Annotated in this window: 21 protein-coding genes; 18 read left to right on the top strand and 3 right to left on the bottom strand. The window is 72.4% G+C overall.

Features of this window, described 5'->3' with window-relative positions; genetic code table 11:
• The first annotated feature begins 37 nt into the window (after window positions 1-37).
• The 5 genes from ACZ4VT_RS12780 to glmM all read left to right on the top strand — a co-directional run bounded on the left by ACZ4VT_RS12780 (window position 38) and on the right by glmM (window position 5,738).
• Window positions 38-1,666, top strand: coding sequence for an ABC-F family ATP-binding cassette domain-containing protein (locus tag ACZ4VT_RS12780; RefSeq protein WP_362806291.1), 1,629 nt, complete (start codon window positions 38-40; stop codon window positions 1,664-1,666).
• Window positions 1,667-1,735: 69 nt separating this feature from the next.
• Window positions 1,736-3,004, top strand: a complete 1,269-nt coding sequence (locus ACZ4VT_RS12775) for a glycosyltransferase family 87 protein (protein ID WP_467949012.1) — start codon at window positions 1,736-1,738, stop codon at window positions 3,002-3,004.
• Window positions 3,005-3,235: 231 nt separating this feature from the next.
• Entirely contained in the window at window positions 3,236-3,679 is a 444-nt protein-coding gene (gene rplM, locus ACZ4VT_RS12770; protein ID WP_008739660.1) for a 50S ribosomal protein L13, read from the top strand.
• 42 nt (window positions 3,680-3,721) lie between these two features.
• Complete coding sequence (gene rpsI, locus ACZ4VT_RS12765; protein WP_326588501.1) at window positions 3,722-4,243, top strand: 30S ribosomal protein S9; 522 nt, start codon at window positions 3,722-3,724, stop codon at window positions 4,241-4,243.
• 136 nt (window positions 4,244-4,379) lie between these two features.
• Window positions 4,380-5,738, top strand: coding sequence for a phosphoglucosamine mutase (glmM, locus tag ACZ4VT_RS12760; protein ID WP_467949011.1), 1,359 nt, complete (start codon window positions 4,380-4,382; stop codon window positions 5,736-5,738).
• Here the strand turns inward: glmM and ACZ4VT_RS12755 are convergent.
• On the bottom strand, window positions 5,735-6,706 hold the full coding sequence (locus tag ACZ4VT_RS12755) for a DUF389 domain-containing protein (protein WP_467949010.1): 972 nt from the start codon (window positions 6,704-6,706) through the stop codon (window positions 5,735-5,737). The two genes, glmM and ACZ4VT_RS12755, sit on opposite strands and share 4 nt — an antisense overlap.
• A 16-nt stretch (window positions 6,707-6,722) precedes the next feature.
• Window positions 6,723-7,772, bottom strand: coding sequence for a type I pantothenate kinase (gene coaA, locus ACZ4VT_RS12750; RefSeq protein ID WP_467949008.1), 1,050 nt, complete (start codon window positions 7,770-7,772; stop codon window positions 6,723-6,725).
• A 260-nt stretch (window positions 7,773-8,032) separates the two neighbouring features.
• On the opposite strand from coaA, the gene ACZ4VT_RS12745 reads away from it, so the two are divergent.
• The 8 genes from ACZ4VT_RS12745 to ACZ4VT_RS12710 all read left to right on the top strand — a co-directional run bounded on the left by ACZ4VT_RS12745 (window position 8,033) and on the right by ACZ4VT_RS12710 (window position 15,999).
• Window positions 8,033-8,794, top strand: coding sequence for a hypothetical protein (locus ACZ4VT_RS12745; RefSeq protein ID WP_467949006.1), 762 nt, complete (start codon window positions 8,033-8,035; stop codon window positions 8,792-8,794).
• Between the two features lie 108 nt (window positions 8,795-8,902).
• A complete protein-coding gene (glmS, locus tag ACZ4VT_RS12740; protein ID WP_467949004.1) occupies window positions 8,903-10,750 on the top strand; it encodes a glutamine--fructose-6-phosphate transaminase (isomerizing) in 1,848 nt (615 codons plus the stop codon).
• 23 nt (window positions 10,751-10,773) lie between these two features.
• Entirely contained in the window at window positions 10,774-11,142 is a 369-nt protein-coding gene (locus ACZ4VT_RS12735; RefSeq protein WP_467949003.1) for a holo-ACP synthase, read from the top strand.
• Window positions 11,143-11,168: 26 nt separating this feature from the next.
• Window positions 11,169-12,557, top strand: coding sequence for an NAD(P)H-hydrate epimerase (locus ACZ4VT_RS12730; RefSeq protein WP_467949002.1), 1,389 nt, complete (start codon window positions 11,169-11,171; stop codon window positions 12,555-12,557).
• 281 nt (window positions 12,558-12,838) lie between these two features.
• Window positions 12,839-13,975 (top strand): alanine racemase, encoded by a 1,137-nt coding sequence (alr, locus tag ACZ4VT_RS12725; RefSeq protein ID WP_467949000.1) that lies wholly within the window; start codon window positions 12,839-12,841, stop codon window positions 13,973-13,975.
• Window positions 13,976-13,998: 23 nt separating this feature from the next.
• Window positions 13,999-15,183: an alpha/beta fold hydrolase gene (locus tag ACZ4VT_RS12720; protein ID WP_467948998.1), complete on the top strand. Its 1,185-nt coding sequence runs from the start codon at window positions 13,999-14,001 to the stop codon at window positions 15,181-15,183.
• Complete coding sequence (tsaE, locus tag ACZ4VT_RS12715; RefSeq protein WP_467948996.1) at window positions 15,134-15,700, top strand: tRNA (adenosine(37)-N6)-threonylcarbamoyltransferase complex ATPase subunit type 1 TsaE; 567 nt, start codon at window positions 15,134-15,136, stop codon at window positions 15,698-15,700. Before ACZ4VT_RS12720 ends, tsaE begins: the two co-directional genes overlap by 50 nt.
• Window positions 15,701-15,816: 116 nt before the next feature.
• Window positions 15,817-15,999: a hypothetical protein gene (locus ACZ4VT_RS12710; protein ID WP_362806253.1), complete on the top strand. Its 183-nt coding sequence runs from the start codon at window positions 15,817-15,819 to the stop codon at window positions 15,997-15,999.
• A 32-nt stretch (window positions 16,000-16,031) separates the two neighbouring features.
• Here the strand turns inward: ACZ4VT_RS12710 and ACZ4VT_RS12705 are convergent, their stop codons facing one another.
• Window positions 16,032-16,592 (bottom strand): hypothetical protein, encoded by a 561-nt coding sequence (locus ACZ4VT_RS12705; RefSeq protein ID WP_467948994.1) that lies wholly within the window; start codon window positions 16,590-16,592, stop codon window positions 16,032-16,034.
• Between the two features lie 167 nt (window positions 16,593-16,759).
• Between ACZ4VT_RS12705 and tsaB the strand changes: the two genes are divergently transcribed.
• Genes tsaB through ACZ4VT_RS12680 form a run of 5 tightly spaced genes read left to right on the top strand, consistent with a single transcriptional unit; the run spans window position 16,760 to window position 20,032 of the window.
• Entirely contained in the window at window positions 16,760-17,422 is a 663-nt protein-coding gene (gene tsaB / locus ACZ4VT_RS12700; protein ID WP_467948992.1) for a tRNA (adenosine(37)-N6)-threonylcarbamoyltransferase complex dimerization subunit type 1 TsaB, read from the top strand.
• A gap of 38 nt (window positions 17,423-17,460) precedes the next feature.
• Entirely contained in the window at window positions 17,461-17,940 is a 480-nt protein-coding gene (gene rimI / locus ACZ4VT_RS12695) for a ribosomal protein S18-alanine N-acetyltransferase (RefSeq protein ID WP_362806295.1), read from the top strand.
• The gene (tsaD, locus tag ACZ4VT_RS12690) at window positions 17,933-19,087 is read left to right on the top strand and encodes a tRNA (adenosine(37)-N6)-threonylcarbamoyltransferase complex transferase subunit TsaD (RefSeq protein ID WP_467948990.1); all 1,155 of its coding nucleotides are present in this window, start codon (window positions 17,933-17,935) and stop codon (window positions 19,085-19,087) included. The genes rimI and tsaD overlap by 8 nt, the downstream gene beginning before the upstream one ends.
• The gene (locus tag ACZ4VT_RS12685; protein ID WP_030710389.1) at window positions 19,084-19,356 is read left to right on the top strand and encodes a hypothetical protein; all 273 of its coding nucleotides are present in this window, start codon (window positions 19,084-19,086) and stop codon (window positions 19,354-19,356) included. The genes tsaD and ACZ4VT_RS12685 overlap by 4 nt, the downstream gene beginning before the upstream one ends.
• 52 nt (window positions 19,357-19,408) lie before the next feature.
• The gene (locus ACZ4VT_RS12680; protein WP_467948989.1) at window positions 19,409-20,032 is read left to right on the top strand and encodes a hypothetical protein; all 624 of its coding nucleotides are present in this window, start codon (window positions 19,409-19,411) and stop codon (window positions 20,030-20,032) included.
• The last annotated feature ends 98 nt before the right edge of the window (window positions 20,033-20,130 follow it).

Here is a 20,130-nt window from a genome sequence, read left to right as displayed (position 1 = left end):
AGAATCGGGTTGGGTGGATCGCCGCCGGACCTGGAGAATGCCGGGCATGGGACATCTCGAAGCCAGCCATCTGGAGTACTACCTTCCCGACGGGCGGGTCCTGCTCCCCGACGTCTCCTTCCGGGTGGGGGAGGGGTCGGTGGTCGCCCTCGTCGGGGCGAACGGGGCCGGCAAGACCACCCTGCTGAAGATGATCTCCGGGGAGCTCCAGCCGCACGGCGGCGGCGTGACCGTCTCCGGCGGTCTCGGTGTGATGTCGCAGTTCGTGGGCTCGGTGCGGGACGAGACGACCGTGCGGGACCTCCTGGTGTCAGTGGCCCAGCCGCGGATCCGGGAGGCCGCCAAGGCCGTGGACCGGGCCGAGCAGCTGATCCTCACCGTGGACGACGAGGCCGCGCAGATGGCGTACGCGCAGGCGCTGAGCGACTGGGCGGACGTCCAGGGCTACGAGGCGGAGACCCTGTGGGACGTCTGCACCATGGCCGCGCTGGCGATCCCGTACGACACCGCGCAGTTCCGCGAGGTGCGCACGCTGTCGGGCGGTGAGCAGAAGCGGCTCGTGCTGGAGGCGCTGCTGCGCGGGCCGGACGAGGTGCTGCTGCTCGACGAGCCGGACAACTACCTCGACGTCCCCGGCAAGCGGTGGCTGGAGGACCAGCTCAAGGCGACCCGCAAGACGGTGCTGTTCGTCTCGCACGACCGGGAGCTGCTGACCCGGGCCGCCGAGAAGATCATCAGCCTGGAGGCGAGCCCGATGGGCTCCGACGTCTGGGTGCACGGCGCCGGCTTCGACACCTACCACGAAGCACGCAAGGAGCGCTTCGCGCGCTTCGAGGAGCTCAAGCGGCGCTGGGACGAGGAGCACGCCCGGCTCAAGGCCCTGGTGCTGCGGCTGCGCAACCAGGCCGCGAGCAGCCCCGACATGGCCTCGCGGTACCGGGCGATGCAGACCCGCTTCCAGAAGTTCGAGGAGGCGGGCCCCCCGCCGGAGCCGCCGCGGGAGCAGGACATCCGGATGCGACTCAAGGGCGGGCGTACGGGCGTACGCGCGCTGACCGTGGAGAACCTGGAGCTCACGGGGCTGATGAAGCCCTTCTCGCTGGAGGTCTTCTACGGGGAGCGGGTCGCGGTGCTGGGCTCGAACGGCTCCGGCAAATCGCACTTCCTGCGGCTGATGGCCGGCGAGGACGTCAAGCACACGGGCACGTGGAAGCTGGGCGCACGGGTGGTTCCCGGCCACTTCGCGCAGACGCACGCCCACCCCGAGCTGTTCGGCCGCACCCTCGTCGACATCCTGTGGACGGAGGCGGCGAAGCCGCTCGGCGCGGCGATGGGCGCGCTGCGCCGGTACGAGCTGGAGCGCCAGGGCGACCAGCCGTTCGAGAAGCTCTCGGGCGGCCAGCAGGCACGCTTCCAGATCCTGCTGCTGGAGCTGGCGGGGACCACGGCCCTCCTGCTGGACGAGCCGACGGACAACCTGGACCTGGAGTCCGCGGAGGCGCTCCAGGACGGCCTGGAGGCCTACGAGGGGACTGTGCTGTGCGTCACGCACGATCGCTGGTTCGCGCGCACATTTGACCGTTACCTGGTCTTCGGTTCCGACGGTGTTGTGCGGGAGACTCAGGAGCCCGTCTGGGACGAACGTAGAGTCGAACGCAAGCGCTAGGGGGCTACCGTCACCCCCTCGGATGAGTGAGGGGCAGGCGTCGTGGGGCTGCGGCCTAGCATCTGGCTGATGAAGTGGGAGAACCAGACCTCCGGGCCGCCGGCCTCGGGGAGCCGGCTGATCGACTGGCTGCTGCGGCCGGCCTCCCGGCCGTGGCAGGTGCTTTCCGTCGCGGTGCTCCTCGGGGTCGCCGTCTCCACGAGCCTGCGCGCGAACTGGGGCTCGGACAACGCCTTCGTGGTCAAGGCGGCGCAGACGCTGCTCGCCGGCGGGTCCCCGTACGAGGACAAGCGCTTCCTCTACCTCCCCAGCGCCGTGATCATGGCGGTTCCGGAGGCTCTGCTGCCGCGGACGGTGCTGCAGTGGGTCCTGCCGGTCGGGATGTCGGGCCTGCTGGGCGTGGGCTGGCTGGCCGCACTGCGGATGTTCTCGGTGCCGCTGCGCTCGCGCTTCGCGGTCGGCGGCTTCGCGGTGTTCGCCCTCGCCTACAAGCCGTACGTGAACCTCGTGCTGATCGGCAACTGGACCGCCATCTCGGCGGCCGCGCTGCCGGTGGCGCTGCTGCTCGCGCACCGGCGGTCGTGGGCGGCGGCCGGGCTGGTGGTCGGGCTGGCGATCGCGTGCAAGCCGATGCTGGTGCCGATCGGGCTGCTGTTCCTGCTCGCCCGGCAGTGGCGGGGGCTGGCCGCCGCCGTCCTGGTGCCGCTGGGGCTCTCGCTGGCCGGCGCGCTGCTGATGCCGAGCCCGTCGCTGTTCTTCACCAAGACCCTCCCCTTCCTGCTCCAGGGGCAGGACGCGTACGCGCTGCCCTGGGACGCCTCGCCGATCGCGGTGCTGCCGCGGCTGGGGGTGCCGGAGCCGATCGCGGTGCTGTTCGCGTTCGCGGGGGCCGGGGCCGGTCTGTGGGCGGTCTGGGTGCGGTGGCGCAGGCCGGACGAGGCCGACGGGGGTGAGCTGCGGCTGGTGGAGACCGCCTGCCTGGTGATGCTCGCCGCATTCCTGGTGTCGCGGCCGTCCTTCGACCACTACCTGCTGGTGGTGCTCCCGCTGCTGCTGGCCTCGGCGGTGCGGCCGGGCTCGATGCCCCGCTCGCCCTGGTTCTGGCTGGCGTTGACGCCCCAGGTGGCCCTGATCCCGTGGCCCTCGGAGCTGGCCCACAAGCGGCGCGCGTTCAAGGACTGCGCCACCCTGTGCGGGCTCGTGTTTCTGCTGGCGCGTCGTGCGCTGCGCTCCGGGCGGGTTACTCTGGTGCCCGTAACAACTGCGGGGTCCCTACCCAGGACCGAACCGGAGTGCGCCGCGACGCCAGCAGAATCGGCATCGCGGACCGCGTTTTGACCCGTATGGGTCTGCTTGGGTATCCTGCTGGTTTGTTATGCGTATTGGCTTTCTCATTCTCACGTGAAAGGGCCTTGCGCCGGTCCACCGGACCGATGACCAGCGGTTCACACGGGTTGCGTCCCCGATGTGAACGAGGGCTGTCGTGATCGTCCGTGGTGACCCTGTCAGGACCTTCCCGTGGGGCTTGCGCCCTTGGGATACCACCACTGAAGAAGCGAAGGCATACGCGTGCGTACGTTCAGCCCCAAGCCCGGCGACATCTCGCGCCAGTGGCTCGTCATCGACGCCCAGGACGTTGTCCTCGGCCGTCTGGCGACCCAGGCCGCTGCCCTCCTGCGGGGTAAGCACAAGCCGACTTACGCCCCCCACATGGACATGGGCGACTTCGTCATCATCGTCAACGCCGACAAGGTTCACCTGTCCGGCAACAAGGCGTCGCAGAAGATGGCGTACCGCCACTCCGGCTACCCGGGCGGTCTCCGCTCCGTGCGCTACGACGACCTCCTGGCGAACAACCCGGAGAAGGCCGTCGAGAAGGCCATCAAGGGCATGCTCCCCAAGAACACCCTGGGCCGTCAGATGCTCTCGAAGCTGAAGGTCTACTCGGGCGACCAGCACCCCCACGCTGCCCAGCAGCCGGTGCCGTTCGAGATCACCCAGGTCGCGCAGTAGTTCCGGCCACCCCCTAAGACGTAGAAAATTCTGAGGAGCATCGTGGCCGAGACCACCGCCGAGACGACCCCCGTCGACGAGTTCGAGGGCAACGTCGAGGAGTACACCAGCGAGTCCGAGGTTGTCGTCGAGGGCGACTACACCTCCGAGTCCCTTGCCGGCCGCTTCGGCGACCCCCAGCCGGCCGCCGGCCTGGGCCGTCGCAAGAACGCCATCGCCCGCGTCCGGATCGTTCCGGGCACCGGCAAGTGGAAGATCAACGGTCGCACCCTTGAGGACTACTTCCCCAACAAGGTGCACCAGCAGGAAGTCAACGAGCCGTTCAAGCTCCTTGAGCTGGACAACCGCTACGACGTCATCGCCCGCATCTCGGGTGGCGGCGTGTCCGGCCAGGCCGGCGCCCTGCGCCTGGGCGTGGCCCGTGCGCTGAACGAGGCGGACGTGGACAACAACCGCCCGGCGCTGAAGAAGGCCGGCTTCCTCTCCCGCGACGACCGTGCGGTCGAGCGCAAGAAGGCCGGTCTCAAGAAGGCCCGTAAGGCTCCGCAGTACAGCAAGCGTTAATCTGCGCCTGCTGTTCTGCAACGAAACCGCCCCGGCAGCACTCTCTGTGCTGCCGGGGCGGTTCGTTTACCGCCACAAGCGGCAAATATCTGTCACAAGCGGTCACAAAGCGATGCGGAAACTCGGGAGGACAACAGTGGGACGACTCTTCGGGACGGACGGTGTACGCGGCGTTGCCAACGCGGATCTGACGGCGGAGCTCGCGCTCGGCCTCTCCGTGGCGGCTGCCCACGTACTGGCCGAAGCGGGCACCTTCGCGGGCCACCGGGCGACGGCCGTGGTCGGCCGGGATCCCCGGGCCTCCGGCGAATTCCTCGAGGCGGCGGTCGTGGCCGGCCTCGCCAGCGCGGGCGTGGACGTCCTGCGCGTCGGTGTGCTGCCCACCCCGGCGGTGGCGTATCTCACCGGTGCGCTGGGTGCCGACCTCGGCGTGATGCTCTCCGCCAGCCACAACGCCATGCCCGACAACGGCGTCAAGTTCTTCGCGCGCGGCGGCCACAAGCTCGCCGACGAGCTGGAGGACCGCATCGAGTCCGTCTACGACGAGCACCGCACCGGCGCCCCCTGGGACCGGCCCACCGGCTCCGGCGTCGGCCGGGTCTCCGACTACACCGAGGGCTTCGAGAAGTACGTCGCCCACCTCATCGGCGTCCTCCCCAACCGCCTCGACGGGCTGAAGATCGTCCTGGACGAGGCGCACGGCGCGGCCGCCTACGTCTCGCCCGAGGCCTTCGCCCGGGCCGGCGCGGAGATCATCACGATCGGCGCCGAGCCGGACGGCCTGAACATCAACGACGGCTGCGGCTCCACCCACCTCGGCCTGCTCAAGGCGGCCGTCGTCGAGCACGGCGCCGACTTCGGCATCGCGCACGACGGTGACGCCGACCGCTGCCTCGCCGTGGACGGCTCCGGCGCGGAGGTCGACGGCGACCAGATCCTCGCGGTGCTGGCGCTGGCCATGCGTGAGGCCGGCCAGCTGCGCGAGAACACCGTGGTCGGCACCGTGATGTCCAACCTGGGCTTCAAGCTGGCCATGGAGGGCGAGGGCATCCAGGTCGTGCAGACCGGGGTCGGCGACCGGTACGTGCTGGAGTCGATGAAGGAGCACGGCTACGCGCTCGGCGGCGAGCAGTCCGGCCACGTGATCATCCTCGACCACGCGACGACCGGTGACGGCACGCTGACCGGCCTGCTGCTGGCGGCGCGGGTCGCGGCCACCGGCACGTCCCTCGCCGACCTGGCGGGCGTCATGCAGCGGCTGCCGCAGGTGCTGGTCAACGTCCCCGACGTGGACAGGTCCCGGGTCACCACCTCCGCGGAGCTGGCGGCGGCCGTGGCCGACGCCGAGCGCGAGCTGGGCACCACCGGACGCGTGCTGCTCCGTCCGTCCGGTACGGAGCCGCTCGTACGGGTGATGGTCGAGGCCGCCGACATCGAGCAGGCCCGTGCGATCGCCGGCCGCCTCGCGGACGTCGTGAAGTCGGCGCTGGGCTAACCCCCGCCGTTCACCACGCCTGGCGCACCCGGCTTCCGGACCATCCGGCCCTGCTGGGTGCGCCACAGCATTTTCCAGGCGATGAGGGTGAGGGTGCCGGAGAGGATGATGCCGCCCAGGTTGAGTGCCAGCTGGACGGCCGAGCCCCACATCTGGGCGAAGTCCCCGTAGCTGAGCGCCACGGCGGCGTTGGCGCCCGCCGGGACGGTGGTGACGGAGATCGCCACGCCGACCAGCGCACCGGCCTTCGCCGAGGTCAGCGACAGCATGCCGGCCACTCCGGCGAGCAGCGCCACGACGAAGGAGAACGGGTCGGGCTGCCAGATGAAGCTGGTGTTCGGCCGGGGCTCGTCGAGCATTCCCTCGTGGAACAGGTCGAGCGCGTCCATTCCCAGGCTGAAGACCGTCGTCGCCGCGATCGCCGCCGCGAAGCCGATGACCAGGGCGAAGAGGGAACGCCCGGCGAGCCGCGGGCGGCGCTGGACCAGGCCCGTGCAGATGCCGGCGAGCGGCCCGAACTCCGGGCCGACGGCCATGGCACCCACGATCAGGATCGCGTTGTCCAGCACCACACCACAGGCCGCGATCATCGTCGCGACGATCATGAAGGCGGCGTAGGTGATCGTGAGGGTGGACTCCTCGTGGGTCGCCTCGGCCAACTGCTCCCAGACCACGGCGTCGGCGGCCTCGCCCGGGGCCTCCTCCTCGGCGTCGTCGGCGCGCGTCGAGATCGACAGGTCGATGTTCTCGACGGCGATGGAACCGCTCTTGTCGATGCCGAGGCCGCGCATCTCCTGGAGGAGCTCGTCCGCCGCCTCGCGGGCGACATCGCACAGCACGAGATCGCCCTCGGGGTTGCGGGCGGCACCTGCCAGCACGACCAGGTGCGTGGTGCCGACCGTGTTGTCGATCAGCTCCACCACCTGCTCCGTGAGGTGGTGCGGGGTGATCATCCGCAGATGCAGCATGCCCGCAGAGTAGCTTTCAGAGCTTGCGGAGGCTCAGCTTCTGCACCTTGTGGTCCGGACCCTTGCGGACGACGAGGGTGGCCCGGCCGCGGGTGGGCGCCACGTTCTCCAACAGGTTGGGCTTGTTGATCGTCCGCCACATCGTCTGTGCGTACTCCATGGCCTCCTCCTCGGAGACCTGGGTGTACTTGCGGAAGTAGGAGAAAGGATTCTGGAAGGCGGTCTCGCGCAGCTTCCGGAAGCGGCTGAGGTACCAGCGCTCGATGTCCTCGGGGCGCGCGTCCACGTACACGCTGAAGTCGAAGTAGTCGGCGAGGGCGACGCGGGTGCGGCCGTCCGTGCCGGGGAGGGCCGGCTGGAGCACGTTGAGGCCCTCGACGATGAGGATGTCCGGGCGGCGGACGACGAGCTCCTCGCCGGGGACGATGTCGTAGATCAGGTGCGAGTAGACCGGGGCCCTGACCTCGTCCTTCCCGGCCTTGATGTCGGCGACGAAACGGGTGAGCGCGCGGCGGTCGTAGGACTCCGGGAAGCCCTTGCGGGAGGTGAGACCGCGCCGCTGGAGCTCCTTCATCGGGTACAGGAACCCGTCGGTGGTGACCAGCTCCACGCGCGGGTGCTCGGGCCAGCGGGCGAGCAGGGCCTGGAGGAGACGGGCGACCGTGGACTTGCCGACGGCGACCGAACCGGCGACCCCTATGACGAAGGGCGTGCCCTGCTGGGCGCCGTGGCCGTTGCCCGCGTCCCCGAGGAAGGTGTTCAGGGTGCCCCGGAGGTTGCTGGTGGCGCCGACGTAGAGGTTCAGGAGGCGGGAGAGCGGCAGGTAGACGTCGCGGACCTCGTCGAGGTCGATGACGTCGCCGAGGCCGCGCAGCCGCTCCACCTCGTCGGCGGTCAGCGGCAGCGGGGTCCGCTCGCGCAGGGCGCTCCACTCGGCCCGGGTGAGGTCGACGTACGGCGAGGCATCGGGGCCCCGGCGGTGGGCGGGGCGCGTGGGGTGCCCCTCCCGGCCGCGTCGCTCCGTTGCGTCGTCCGGCGTGCTGCTTCGTGGCGGCGAAGTGATCACACGGCCATTGTCGGGGCTCGGGGACGCTTGTGGGTGGTGTGGTCGGTCACGTGCGCGGGGGCCGGGGGAGGGTCGGGCCGGGGGTTGTGGCGGGGCGGGTCTCGATTGGGGGCAAAGGGGGTCTCGCCCCGATCACGATCCGGAGCCCACGCGGAAAACCTCGGTCGGTTGATCGAACGGCCCGTACATTGTTGATCACCGCAGCGCTGAGGACCTTTCGTGCTGCCCGGATGTCGTTTGCTCCATGGGGGAGAACTTTCGTGCGTACCGCTCTTGTCCGTCGTACCGTCCTGACCGCGTCCGCGGTGTCCCTGACCCTGCTGGCCACGGCCTGCGGCTCCGACAAGGCCGACACCAAGGCCGATGGCAAGCCGTCGGCCGCCGCCTCGTCGCCGGCCCCGGCCGCCCCGGCCGCCAAGGCGAAGACGGACGCCGAGCTGTCCGCCCTGATCCTGACCAAGGCCGACCTGCCGGACCACATGGTCGTCGCCGTCCCGAAGGACGAGGTGGCGCTCGGCGAGGCCGCGTCCGGCGACAAGGCCGAGTGCCAGCCCGTGGTCAAGACGCAGGGCACGGCGACCGTCGGCAAGGCCGCCGGTACGGCGCGGATGAAGGCCGTCGCCAAGCCCAAGGAGGGCGCCAGCCCGGAGGACACGGCCGCCGCGGGGCTGAAGGCCCTCGCCGGCACCCGGACCTCGGTCACCCTCGCCTCGTACGAGGGCAAGGGCGCGGAGGAGGCCTTCGCGGCCATCAAGACCGCGGCCACCGCGTGCGCCGGCGGCTTCACGCTGACGATGGAGGGCGAGGTCACCAAGATCGACAAGGTGGTGTCCGGCACCGCCACCGGGGGTGACGAGGCGCTCGCCCTCACGCTGGAGGCCGATGTGGAGGGCACGAAGGTCACGACCGAGACCGTCGTCGTCCGCAAGGGCGACACCCTGGCCACCCACACCGCGTCGGCCCTGGGCGTCGCGGACAAGCCGACCGCCATCGTGACCGCGCAGGTGAAGAAGCTCGGCTGAGCCCCGCCCGACCGAACGTCAACCCCGCTCCGGCTCATTCGCCGGGGCGGGGTTTTCGTCTTGTTCGGCTACGGGGCAGACGGCCAACTACGGCGTACGCTGCGGCCTATGTGCGGAATTGTGGGTTACGTGGGAGCGCAGTCTGCGCTCGATGTGGTCATCGCCGGACTCAAGCGGCTGGAGTACCGCGGCTACGACTCGGCAGGGGTCGCCGTGCTCTCGGACGGCAGCCTGGCCGCCGCCAAGAAGGCCGGCAAGCTCGTCAACCTGGAGAAGGAACTGGTCGGGCACCCGCTGCCGGCCGGCTCCACGGGACTCGGACACACCCGGTGGGCCACCCACGGCGGGCCCACCGACGTCAACGCCCACCCGCACCTCGACAACTCGGGGCGGGTCGCCGTCGTGCACAACGGCATCATCGAGAACTTCGCCGAGCTGCGGGCCGAACTCGCCGAACGCGGACACCGGCTGGAGTCCGAGACGGACACCGAGGTCGTGGCGCACCTGCTGGCCGAGCACTTCTCGGCGACGGGCGACCTCGCCGAGTCCATGCGGCAGGTGTGCCGGCGCCTGCAGGGCGCCTTCACGCTGGTCGCCGTGCACGCCGACGAGCCGGACGCGGTGGTCGGCGCGCGCCGCAACTCGCCCCTGGTGGTGGGTGTCGGAGAGGGCGAGAACTTCCTCGCCTCGGACGTGGCCGCGTTCATCGCCCACACCCGGTCCGCGATCGAGCTGGGCCAGGACCAGGTCGTGGAGCTGCGCCGCGAAGGGGTCACGGTGACCAACTTCGACGGCACGGCCGCGGCCGTGCGGGCGTACCACGTGGACTGGGACGCCTCGGCGGCCGAGAAGGGCGGCTACGACTACTTCATGCTCAAGGAGATCGCCGAACAGCCGAAGGCCGTCGCCGACACCCTCCTGGGCAGGATCGACGCGAGCGGCTCGCTGACCCTGGACGAGGTGCGCATCCCCGTCTCGGTGCTCCGGGAGGTCGACAAGGTCGTGATCGTGGCGTGCGGTACGGCCTACCACGCGGGCATGATCGCGAAGCTGGCCATCGAGCACTGGACGCGCATCCCGTGCGAGACGGAGCTGGCGAGCGAGTTCCGCTACCGCGACCCGATCCTGGACCAGCGGACACTGGTCGTCGCGATCTCCCAGTCCGGCGAGACCATGGACACGCTGATGGCGCTCCGGCACGCGCGCGAGCAGGGGGCCAGGGTGCTGGCCGTCTGCAACACGAACGGGTCGACGATCCCGCGCGAATCGGATGCCGTGCTCTACACGCACGCCGGTCCCGAGGTGGCCGTCGCCTCGACCAAGGCGTTCCTGACGCAGCTGGTCGCCTGCTACCTCGTGGCGCTGTACCTCGGGCAGGTGCGGGGGACGAAGTGGGGCGACGAGATCCAGGCCGTGGTCCGGGAACTGTCGGACATCGCCGCGGCGGTGGACACCGTACTGGAGACCATGGAGCCGGTGCGGCAGCTCGCGCGGTCCCTCGCCGACAAGAACACCGTGCTGTTCCTCGGCCGTCACGTCGGCTATCCGGTGGCGCTGGAGGGCGCGCTCAAGCTCAAGGAGCTCGCGTACATGCACGCCGAGGGCTTCGCGGCGGGCGAGCTCAAGCACGGGCCGATCGCGCTGATCGAGAAGGACCTGCCGGTGGTGGTCGTCGTACCGTCGCCGCGCGGACGGTCCGTGCTCCACGACAAGATCGTGTCGAACATCCAGGAGATCCGGGCGCGCGGGGCGCGGACCATCGTGATCGCGGAGGAGGGCGACGAGGCGGTCGTCCCGTACGCCGACCACCTGATCCGGATCCCGGCGACGCCGACGCTGCTCCAGCCGCTGGTGGCGACGGTGCCCTTGCAGGTCTTCGCGTGCGAACTGGCCACGGCGCGGGGGAACGAGGTCGACCAGCCGCGTAACCTCGCAAAGTCCGTGACCGTGGAGTAGTGACCTGGCTGGAGCTGTAAGACGTGATTATCGGCGTCGGGATCGACGTGGCGGAGATCGAGCGGTTCGGCGCCGCGCTGGAGCGCACGCCGGGCCTCGCGCAGCGGCTGTTCGTCGACGCCGAGTTGACGCTGCCGAGCGGTGAGCGGCGCGGGACCGCCTCGCTCGCCGCGCGGTTCGCCGCCAAAGAGGCGCTGGCCAAGGCGCTCGGCGCGCCCGCCGGGATGCTGTGGACCGACGCCGAGGTGTGTGTGGAGGACAGCGGGCAGCCCCGGCTGCGGGTGTCGGGGACGGTGGAGGCGCGGGCGCTGGCGCTGGGCGTCAAGTCCTGGCACATCTCGCTGAGCCACGACGCCGGCGTCGCCTCCGCCGTGGTGATCGCCGAGGGATGACGCCTGCCGTGGGGCAGGCTGGTGCCATGCGTACTGCTTACAGCGTGGAGACCGTACGGGCCGCCGAGCGGGAGCTGATGGCCCGGCTGCCCGAAGGCGCCCTGATGCAGCGGGCGGCGGCCGGACTGGCCGCCGTCTGCGCGGGGCTGCTCGGACGGGTGTACGGGTCACGGGTCGTGCTGCTGGTCGGGTCCGGCGACAACGGGGGCGACGCGCTCCACGCCGGGGCGCGGCTCGCCCGGCGCGGGGCCGCGGTGACGGCGGTGCCGATGGACCCCGAACGGATGCACGCGGGCGGGCTGGCCGCGCTGCGGGCCGCCGGGGGCCGGGTCGAGGAGGCCGTCCCGCAGCGGGCGGACCTCGTACTCGACGGGCTGCTCGGGATCGGCGGGCGGGGCGGGCTGCGGCCGGCGGCGGCCGCGCTCGTGGACGGGATCCCGCCGGGGGTCCCGGTGGTGGCCGTGGACCTGCCGAGCGGGGTGGACGCGGACACGGGCGAGGTGGCGGGGCCGGCCGTCACGGCCGACGTGACGGTGACCTTCGGGGCGTACAAGCCCGGTCTGCTGATCGACCCCGGGGCCTCGCGGGCGGGGGTGGTGCGGCTGGTGGACATCGGGCTGGAGCTGCCGTCGCCGCAGGTGGAGGCCTTGCAGCACGCCGACGTCGCGGGGCTGCTGCCGGCGCCGACGGCGGCGAGCGACAAGTACCGGCGGGGCGTGGTCGGGATCGCCGCCGGCTCCGCGCAGTACCCGGGGGCGGCCGTACTGGCCGTGGCGGGAGCACTGCGGGGCGGTGCGGGTGCGGTGCGGTACGTGGGGCCGGCGGCGGAGGCCGTGCTCGCGCGGTACCCGGAGACGCTGATCGGGCCCGGCCGGGTGCAGGCCTGGGTGGTCGGGCCGGGACTCGGGGAGGGGCGCGCGGGCGAGGTCGCGGACCTGCTCGCGGGCGACGTACCGGTGCTGGTCGACGCGGACGGGCTGCGCGGGCTGGACGCGGACGTACTGCGGGCCCGTACGGCCCCGACCCTGCTGACCCCGCACGCGGGGGAGGCGGCGGCGCTGCTCGGGGTGTCGCGGGAGTCGGTGGAGGCGGGGCGGCTGGGGGCGGCGCGGAGGCTGGCGGCCGGGTACGGGGCGACGGTCCTGCTGAAGGGCTCGACGACGCTGGTCGCCTCCGGCGGTTGCGCGGTCCGGGTGAATCCGACGGGGAGTCCGTGGCTGGCCACCGCGGGCAGCGGGGACGTGCTGTCGGGGCTGGCGGGGTCGCTGCTGGCGGCGGGCCTGTCGGGGGTGGACGCGGGTGCGGTGGCGGCGTACCTCCACGGCTCGGCCGCCCGACTCACCGGCGGCCCGCTGCTGGCCCACCAAGTGGCCGAAGCCCTCCCCGCTGCGTGGCGCAACGTCAGCCACCCCTGACCCCCAGCTCTTCCAGCCCCTCCGGCGTTTGAGGAGCGGGGTTCGGGGCGGAGCCCTGAGAAACGGTGAAAGGGCGGGGCGGGGAGAACGCTCCGCGCAGCGGCGCCGTTGCCGGGGGCCAGCCCCCGGACCCCCGCGCCTCAAACGCCGGCGGAGCTGAAAGAGCGGGGCCGGCCCGGACCCCGCGCCTCAAACGCCGGCGAGGCTGAAACGGCGCGGCGCAGCCGGAGGGGCGCGGCGCAGCTGAAAGGCACCGTGGGGGTTCTGAGAGACTGGGGGCGATGAACGAGACACCGACGCGCGTGTACGCCGAGATCGATCTTGACGCCGTACGGGAGAACGTGCGCGCACTGCGCGAGCGGGCGCCCCGGGCCGAGTTGATGGCCGTGGTCAAGGCGAACGCCTACGGGCACGGCGCCCCCGCCTGCGCCAAGGCCGCCCAGGAGGCCGGCGCCTCCTGGCTGGGGACCGCCACCCCCGAGGAGGCGCTCGCGCTGCGCGCCGCCGGCGTCGAGGGCCGGATGCTGTGCTGGCTCTGGACCCCCGGCGGGCCCTGGCGGGAGGCCGTCGAGGCCGACATCGACGTGTCCGTCAGCGGTATGTGGGCCCTCGACGAGGTGCGGGCGGCCGCCCGCGCCGCGGGCCGGACCGCGCGCATCCAGCTCAAGGCCGACACCGGCCTCGGCCGCAACGGCTGCCAGCCCGCCGAATGGGAGGCCCTGGTCGGGGCGGCCGTCGCCGCCCAGGCCGAGGGGACCGTCCGGGTCACCGGCGTCTGGTCGCACTTCGCCTGCGCCGACGAGCCCGGCCACCCCTCCATCCAGCTCCAGCTCGCCGCCTTCCGCGACATGCTCGCGTACGCCGAGAAGGAGGGCGTCGAGCCCGAGGTCCGGCACATCGCCAACTCGCCGGCCACCCTCACCCTGCCCGAGTCCCACTTCGACCTGGTGCGCTGCGGGCTGGCCGTCTACGGGGTCTCGCCCGCGCCCGAGCTCGGCACCCCGGCCCAGCTGGGCCTGCGGCCCGCGATGACCCTCAAGGCCTCCCTCGCCCTGGTCAAGACCGTCCCCGCCGGGCACGGGGTCAGCTACGGCCATCACTACGTCACCGGGACCGAGACGAACCTCGCGCTGGTCCCGGCCGGCTACGCCGACGGCATCCCGCGGAACGCCTCCGGGCGCGGGCCGGTGCTCGTCGCCGGCCGGATCCGCCAGGTCGCCGGGCGCGTCGCCATGGACCAGTTCGTGATCGACTTGGGAGAGGACCACGCCCTCGTCGGCGACGAAGCCGTCATCTTCGGGGACGCGGAACGCGGTGAACCCACCGCCGAGGACTGGGCACAAGCGGCGAACACGATCGCGTATGAGATCGTCACCCGTATCGGTGGCCGTGTGCCCCGGGTGTACCTGGGCGGCTGAGCGAGCGGAGTGAGGGCGGCGGCGTGAGCGAGAACTGGCGCAAGGCCGGCTGGGCCGGCGCCGCCATCGGCGTGATAGCCGCAGGCGCGGCGGCCGGTGTCGCGGTCGAACGGATCACCGTGGGGCGCGGCATGCGCATGAAGGCGCGCCTGGCCCTCGACGCCGCAGGGGACTACGGCTCCCTGCGCGGCACCGAGGGCACCTGCCGGGCCGAGGACGCCACCGAGCTGTACTACGAGGTCGAAGAGGTGCCCGACGAGGGCAAGCGGCGCCGGCTGCGGCGCAAGGCCGCGCCCCCGGCCACCGTCGTCTTCTGCCACGGCTACTGCCTCAGCCAGGACTCCTGGCACTTCCAGCGCGCCGCCCTGCGCGGAATGGTCCGCGCGGTCTACTGGGACCAGCGCAGCCACGGCCGCAGCGCCCGCGGCCTCGCCCAGGCGGACGGCGAGCCGCTGACCATGGAGCAGCTCGGCCGCGACCTGAAGACCGTCATCGACACCGCCGCCCCCGAGGGCCCGCTGATCCTCGTGGGTCACTCGATGGGCGGAATGACCATCATGGGATTCGCCGAGCAGTTCCCCGACCTCGTGCGCGAGCGCGTCGTCGGCGTGGCCCTGGTCGGGACCTCCAGCGGCCGCCTCGGCGAGGTGACGTACGGACTGCCGTCCGTCGGGGTGGGGGCCGTGCGCCGGATCCTGCCGAGCGTGCTCAAGGCGCTCGGCTCGCAGGTGGAACTGGTGGAGAAGGGCCGCCGGGCCACCGCCGACCTCTTCGCCGGCATGATCAAGATGTACTCGTTCGGCTCCCGGGATGTGGACCCGGGCGTCACGCGCTTCGCCGAGCGGCTCATCGAGGCCACCCCGATCGACGTGGTCGCCGAGTTCTACCCGGCCTTCCAGACCCACGACAAGACGGCCGCGCTCCGGCTGTTCGCGGACATCCCGGTCACCGTCATCGCCGGCGACAAGGACATGATCACCCCGCCGGGGCACAGCCTGGCCATCAAGGAGGCGCTGCCGGGCGCCGACCTCGTGGTCCTGGAGTCCACCGGGCACCTGATGATGCTGGAGCGCCCGGAGACCGTGACGCGGCTGCTCACCGGACTGCTGGCGCAGACCGGCGCGGTCCCGGTCCCCACACCGACTAACGTTGGCGCGCATGGAAGAAGTACCGCTGGAAGCACAGCGCAGCCAGGCGCCGGCACCTGAGGCCGAGGACAGCGCAGAGACCCGGATCACCGTCGGCTCCCCGGCCGCGATGCAGGAGTTGGGCCGCAGGATCGCCGCGCTGCTGCGCCCCGGCGACCTCGTCCTGCTGACCGGTGAGCTGGGGGCGGGCAAGACCACGCTGACCCGCGGCCTGGGCGAGGGCCTGGGCGTGCGCGGGGCCGTGACCTCGCCGACCTTCGTGATCGCCCGTGTGCACCCCTCGCTGACCGGCGGGCCGGCACTCGTGCACGTGGACGCGTACCGCCTGGGCGGCGGGCTGGACGAGATGGAGGACCTGGACCTCGACGTCTCGCTGCCCGAGTCCGTGGTCGTCGTGGAGTGGGGCGACGGCAAGGTGGAGGAGCTCTCCGACGACCGGCTGCACGTGGTGATCGCGCGGGCGGTCGGCCACGAGGAGGTGCTGGACGACGTGCGCGAGGTCGCCGTGCGCGGGGTCGGGGGGCGCTGGAGCGCCGGGGCCGGGCTGGACTCCCTGGCCGGCGCCTTCTCGGAGTAAACGTCCCGACAACTCGTCGGCAAGATATTGCGCTGGTGGCAGCCCTCGTGGTGACATGGTACCGAGAGTTTCTTAGGTATGCCTAAGTTCGGTGTCCCGGGGTCCAGGAGGCAGCCATGTCGGCACCAGCAGGAGCACAGCGCGATCCCCGCCCGTCCGTCGTCTCCATGCGCACGCTGCTCGCCGCCGGCATGGCCGCCACCGCCGTCTCGACACCGCCCGCACGTGAGGACGTACCGGGCGGGCCGCAGGACGGCGTCGCACGCGAAGAGGCCGCTCCGGAATCCGAAGCGGCCTGAGTCGCACGTACGGGTGAAGTCGGGCCCCGCCGTCAGGGAACGACGACGACCTTCGAGTTGATCGTCGCGAAGGCCCACATCGCGTCGCCGTCGGCGCGCGTCATGCGGATCCCGCCGGTCTTCTTCGCCGCGTCCGGCGCCGGCGTCGCGCCGTCCAGCCGGGCGCTGAAGCCGACCGCCACACCCTCGGCGGTGGCGAACCGCACGACGTGCTCGATCGGCACGCCGTCCGAGCCGGTGACCGAACCGGAGCGCGAACCGACGAGGTAGCTGCCCGCCTTCGGGTGCACCGTGCTCGGCATCACCGTGAACGACTTCGGCTCCTGCCCGGCGTCGCCCACCAGCCACACCCGCTTCTGGCCCACCGAGTACACGACGCGCGTCCCGGTGCCGGAGCCCTCCGGAACGGGCACCGGCTTCGCCGGGTCCTGCTTGGCGGCGGCGGCCTGGCTCGGGGCGGGGGCCGCGTTCTGCGCGGCCGCCTTCGGAGGGGGCGGCGGCGCCGTGGCGGAGGCCTGGTAGCCGAGGAAACCGACCGCCGCCACCGCGGCGATGGTGAGCCCGGCCACGATTCCCGAGCTGCTGCGTGCCACCTTGCTCCACCTCTCCGCGCTGACCGACACCTCGACCGATGTCTCGACCGACAGTTCGGCCGACGGCTCGACCGATACCTCAGTGATCCCTCGGTCGAAAGGTAGCAGCCGCCCCCCTTTCCGACCGGCCGCAAGGGGCGCGGCCGCCGGAGTCGTAGGCTGTTCGCGTGCTCCTGCTCGCTGTAGATACCGCCACGCCCGCCGTCACCGTCGCCCTGCACGACGGCGAGACCGTCCTCGCCGAGTCCCACCAGGTCGACGCCCGCCGCCACGGGGAGCTGTTGCTGCCCTCCGTGGACCAGGTCCTCGCCGAGGCCGGGGTGAAGCTCGACGCCGTCACCGGCATCGTCGTCGGGGTCGGCCCCGGCCCCTACACCGGGCTGCGCGTCGGCCTCGTCACCGCCACCACCTTCGCCGCCGTGCTGGGCGTGCCCGTGCACGGCCTGTGCACGCTCGACGGCCTCGCGTACGCCGCCGGCACCGCCGGGATCGAGGGCCCCTTCACCGTCGCCACCGACGCGCGGCGCAAGGAGGTCTACTGGGCCCGGTACGAGGACCCGCGCACGCGCGTCGGCGAGCCCGCCGTGGACCGCCCGGCCGAGATCGCCGAGCAGGTCGCGGGGGTGCCCGCGGTGGGCCAGGGCGCGCTCCTGTACCCCGAGGTGTTCCCGGACGCGCGCGGCCCCGAGCACCAGTCCGCCGCCGCGCTGGCCTCACTGGCCGCGGAACGACTGGCGGCGGGGGCGGAGTTCCTGCCTCCGACCCCGCTCTACCTGCGCCGGCCCGACGCGCAGGTGCCCAAGAACTACAAGGTGGTCACCCCGCAGTGACCCCGGCGACCCCGCACACCCCGCACACCCTGCGCGAGATGCGCTGGTGGGACATCGGGCCCGTGCTGGAACTGGAGCACGAGCTGTTCCCCGAGGACGCCTGGTCCGCCGGGATGTTCTGGTCCGAGCTCGCCCACGCGCGCGGCCCGCAGGCCACCCGCCGCTACGTCGTGGCCGAGGACGCCTCGGGCCGGCTCGTGGGATACGCCGGGCTGGCCGCCGCCGGCGACCTGGCCGACGTACAGACCATCGCGGCCGCCCGCGACCAGTGGGGGACCGGGCTCGGCGCCCGGCTCCTGACCGACCTGCTGCGGGCCGCCACCGCGTTCGAGTGCGCCGAGGTACTGCTGGAGGTACGGGTGGACAACGCCCGCGCCCAGAAGCTGTACGAGCGCTTCGGCTTCGAGCCCATCGGCTTCCGGCGCGGCTACTACCAGCCCGGCAACGTCGACGCGCTCGTCATGCGACTGACCGACCCCGCACAAGCACGAACTGAGAGCAGTGAGAGCAATGGCTGACGAACCGCTCGTCCTCGGCATCGAGACGTCCTGCGACGAGACCGGCGTCGGCGTCGTCCGCGGCACCACCCTGCTCGCGGACGCCATCGCGTCGAGCGTCGACGAGCACGCCCGCTTCGGCGGCGTCGTTCCCGAGGTGGCCTCGCGGGCCCACCTGGAGGCGATGGTCCCCACCATCGAGCGCGCGCTGAAGGAGGCCGGGGTCAGCGCCCGCGACCTCGACGGCATCGCGGTCACGGCCGGGCCCGGCCTCGCGGGGGCACTGCTGGTGGGCACCTCGGCGGCCAAGGCGTACGCGTACGCGCTGGGCAAGCCGCTCTACGGGGTGAACCACCTGGCCTCGCACATCTGCGTGGACCAGCTGGAGCACGGCCCCCTGCCGGAGCCGACCATGGCGCTGCTCGTCTCCGGCGGGCACTCCTCGCTGCTGCTGGCCCCCGACATCACCTCCGACGTACGGCCGCTGGGCGCGACCATCGACGACGCGGCGGGCGAGGCCTTCGACAAGATCGCGCGCGTGCTGCAGCTGGGCTTCCCCGGCGGCCCGGTCATCGACCGGCTCGCGCGCGAGGGCGACCCTAACGCGATCAACTTCCCGCGCGGGCTGACGGGGCCGCGCGACGCGGCGTACGACTTCTCGTTCTCCGGCCTGAAGACGGCCGTGGCGCGCTGGATCGAGGCGAAGCGGAACGCGGGCGAGGAGGTGCCGGTGCGCGACGTGGCGGCGTCCTTCCAGGAGGCCGTGGTGGACGTGCTGACGCGCAAGGCGATCCGGGCGTGCAAGGACGAGGGCGTCGACCACCTGATGATCGGCGGCGGTGTGGCCGCCAACTCCCGGCTGCGGTCGCTCGCGCAGGAGCGCTGCGACGACGCGGGGATCGTCCTGCGGGTGCCGCGGCCGAAGCTGTGCACGGACAACGGCGCGATGGTGGCGGCGCTGGGCGCGGAGATGGTCAAGCGGAACCGGGCCCCCTCCGACTGGGACCTGTCGGCGGACTCCTCGCTGCCGGTGACGGACCCGCACGTGCCGGGGACGTCCCACGCGGGCGGCGGCGACGGTCACGGGCACGGCCACGGGCATGCGCACGGGCACGGGCACGACCACGATCACGTGCACGAGCTGAGCAAGGACAACCTCTACTCATGAGCACCGTCGCGCTGATGTGGGAGGTCCGGGCCGCCGACGGCCGGGGCAACGAACTCCTGGAGTGGGCCCGGGCCCAGGTCCTGGCCCGGGAGCCGGTGCGCCGCGAGGTGTTCCGGGCGCCGCAGGACCGGGTGCTCGTGATCACCTGGTGGGAGGCGGCCGAAGGGGTGTCGGCGGACCTCCCCGAACTGCCGGAGCCCGCGGCCGACTTGATCACGCGGGCCGTGCACCGCTGGCGGTTCGAGTCGGTGGAGGTCGACGGGGCCTGACGGCTCCGGCCCGGTCCGGGCATGGCCCCGGGCTGCGGCTATGGTCATGTGCATGCCTCGCCGTGACCTGCCGCCTCCGCCGCCGCCCGCGCACCTGCGCGCCTGGCCGGACGAGGGCCACGTACGGGCCGACCGTGCGCGCTTCCTGCACGACCTGGGCCAACGCAGCCTGGGCATCGGGCGGTTGCTGCTGCTCTGGGCCGTCTCCGCCGTCTTCGCCCTCGGCTGGTCCTTCGTGGGCATGGCCCTGGTGGCCTTCGAGCAGGGCGACCCGGTCTCGTTCGTCCTCGCGCTCGTCTTCCTCGTACTGGGCGCCGGCGTACTGGTCCCGGCCGGGTTCTGGTTCGCGTGGGGCGCCCGCCGCGACCGCGAGGTGTGGCGGCTGCTGTGCGCGTGGGCCGAGGCGGGCCGGGACCCGGAGGCCGACGCCCTGATGCGCGCGCCCGGCCGGAGCCTGACCTGGCTGCTGGCCTCCCTCGCACTGGGGGCGGCCGGGCTGTGGGTGACCTTCGGCGTCGCCGTCTCGGCCCGCCCGGGCGAGGAGACGTACGGGGAGGTCGCGTACTACATGGGCCTCGGCCTGATCCTGTGGATCACCGCCCTCCTGGGCGTCGCCAAGGCGACCGCCCACTACCGCTGGGCCCTCCGCACCACCCGCACGCCGCCCCCGGCATAGCTGGAGTACCAACGGCCACGGCCCAGCAACCGGGCCGCGGGCCCGCAACCGGGCGCCGGGCCCACGGCCGGGCGCTGGCCGTGGCCGGGCTCCGGCCC

The organism is Streptomyces sp. NPDC029164, from assembly GCF_055563995.1.
Note: the sequence above shows the minus strand (reverse complement) of the source record. Positions and strands in the feature narration are given on the sequence as shown.

Bases quoted from the DNA above. Each gene is read 5' to 3' on its own strand.
- tsaE (WP_467948996.1), top strand. From the start codon at position 15,134: ATGGAAGAAGTACCGCTGGAAGCACAGCGCAGCCAGGCGCCGGCACCT.
- glmS (WP_467949004.1), top strand. From the start codon at position 8,903: ATGTGCGGAATTGTGGGTTACGTGGGAGCGCAGTCTGCGCTCGATGTG.
- ACZ4VT_RS12710 (WP_362806253.1), top strand. From the start codon at position 15,817: ATGTCGGCACCAGCAGGAGCACAGCGCGATCCCCGCCCGTCCGTCGTC.
- ACZ4VT_RS12775 (WP_467949012.1), top strand. From the start codon at position 1,736: ATGAAGTGGGAGAACCAGACCTCCGGGCCGCCGGCCTCGGGGAGCCGG.
- ACZ4VT_RS12780 (WP_362806291.1), top strand. From the start codon at position 38: ATGCCGGGCATGGGACATCTCGAAGCCAGCCATCTGGAGTACTACCTT.
- ACZ4VT_RS12680 (WP_467948989.1), top strand. From the start codon at position 19,409: ATGCCTCGCCGTGACCTGCCGCCTCCGCCGCCGCCCGCGCACCTGCGC.
- ACZ4VT_RS12685 (WP_030710389.1), top strand. From the start codon at position 19,084: ATGAGCACCGTCGCGCTGATGTGGGAGGTCCGGGCCGCCGACGGCCGG.
- ACZ4VT_RS12755 (WP_467949010.1), bottom strand. From the start codon at position 6,706: ATGCTGCATCTGCGGATGATCACCCCGCACCACCTCACGGAGCAGGTG.
- tsaD (WP_467948990.1), top strand. From the start codon at position 17,933: ATGGCTGACGAACCGCTCGTCCTCGGCATCGAGACGTCCTGCGACGAG.
- alr (WP_467949000.1), top strand. From the start codon at position 12,839: ATGAACGAGACACCGACGCGCGTGTACGCCGAGATCGATCTTGACGCC.
- ACZ4VT_RS12730 (WP_467949002.1), top strand. From the start codon at position 11,169: ATGCGTACTGCTTACAGCGTGGAGACCGTACGGGCCGCCGAGCGGGAG.
- rimI (WP_362806295.1), top strand. From the start codon at position 17,461: ATGCGCTGGTGGGACATCGGGCCCGTGCTGGAACTGGAGCACGAGCTG.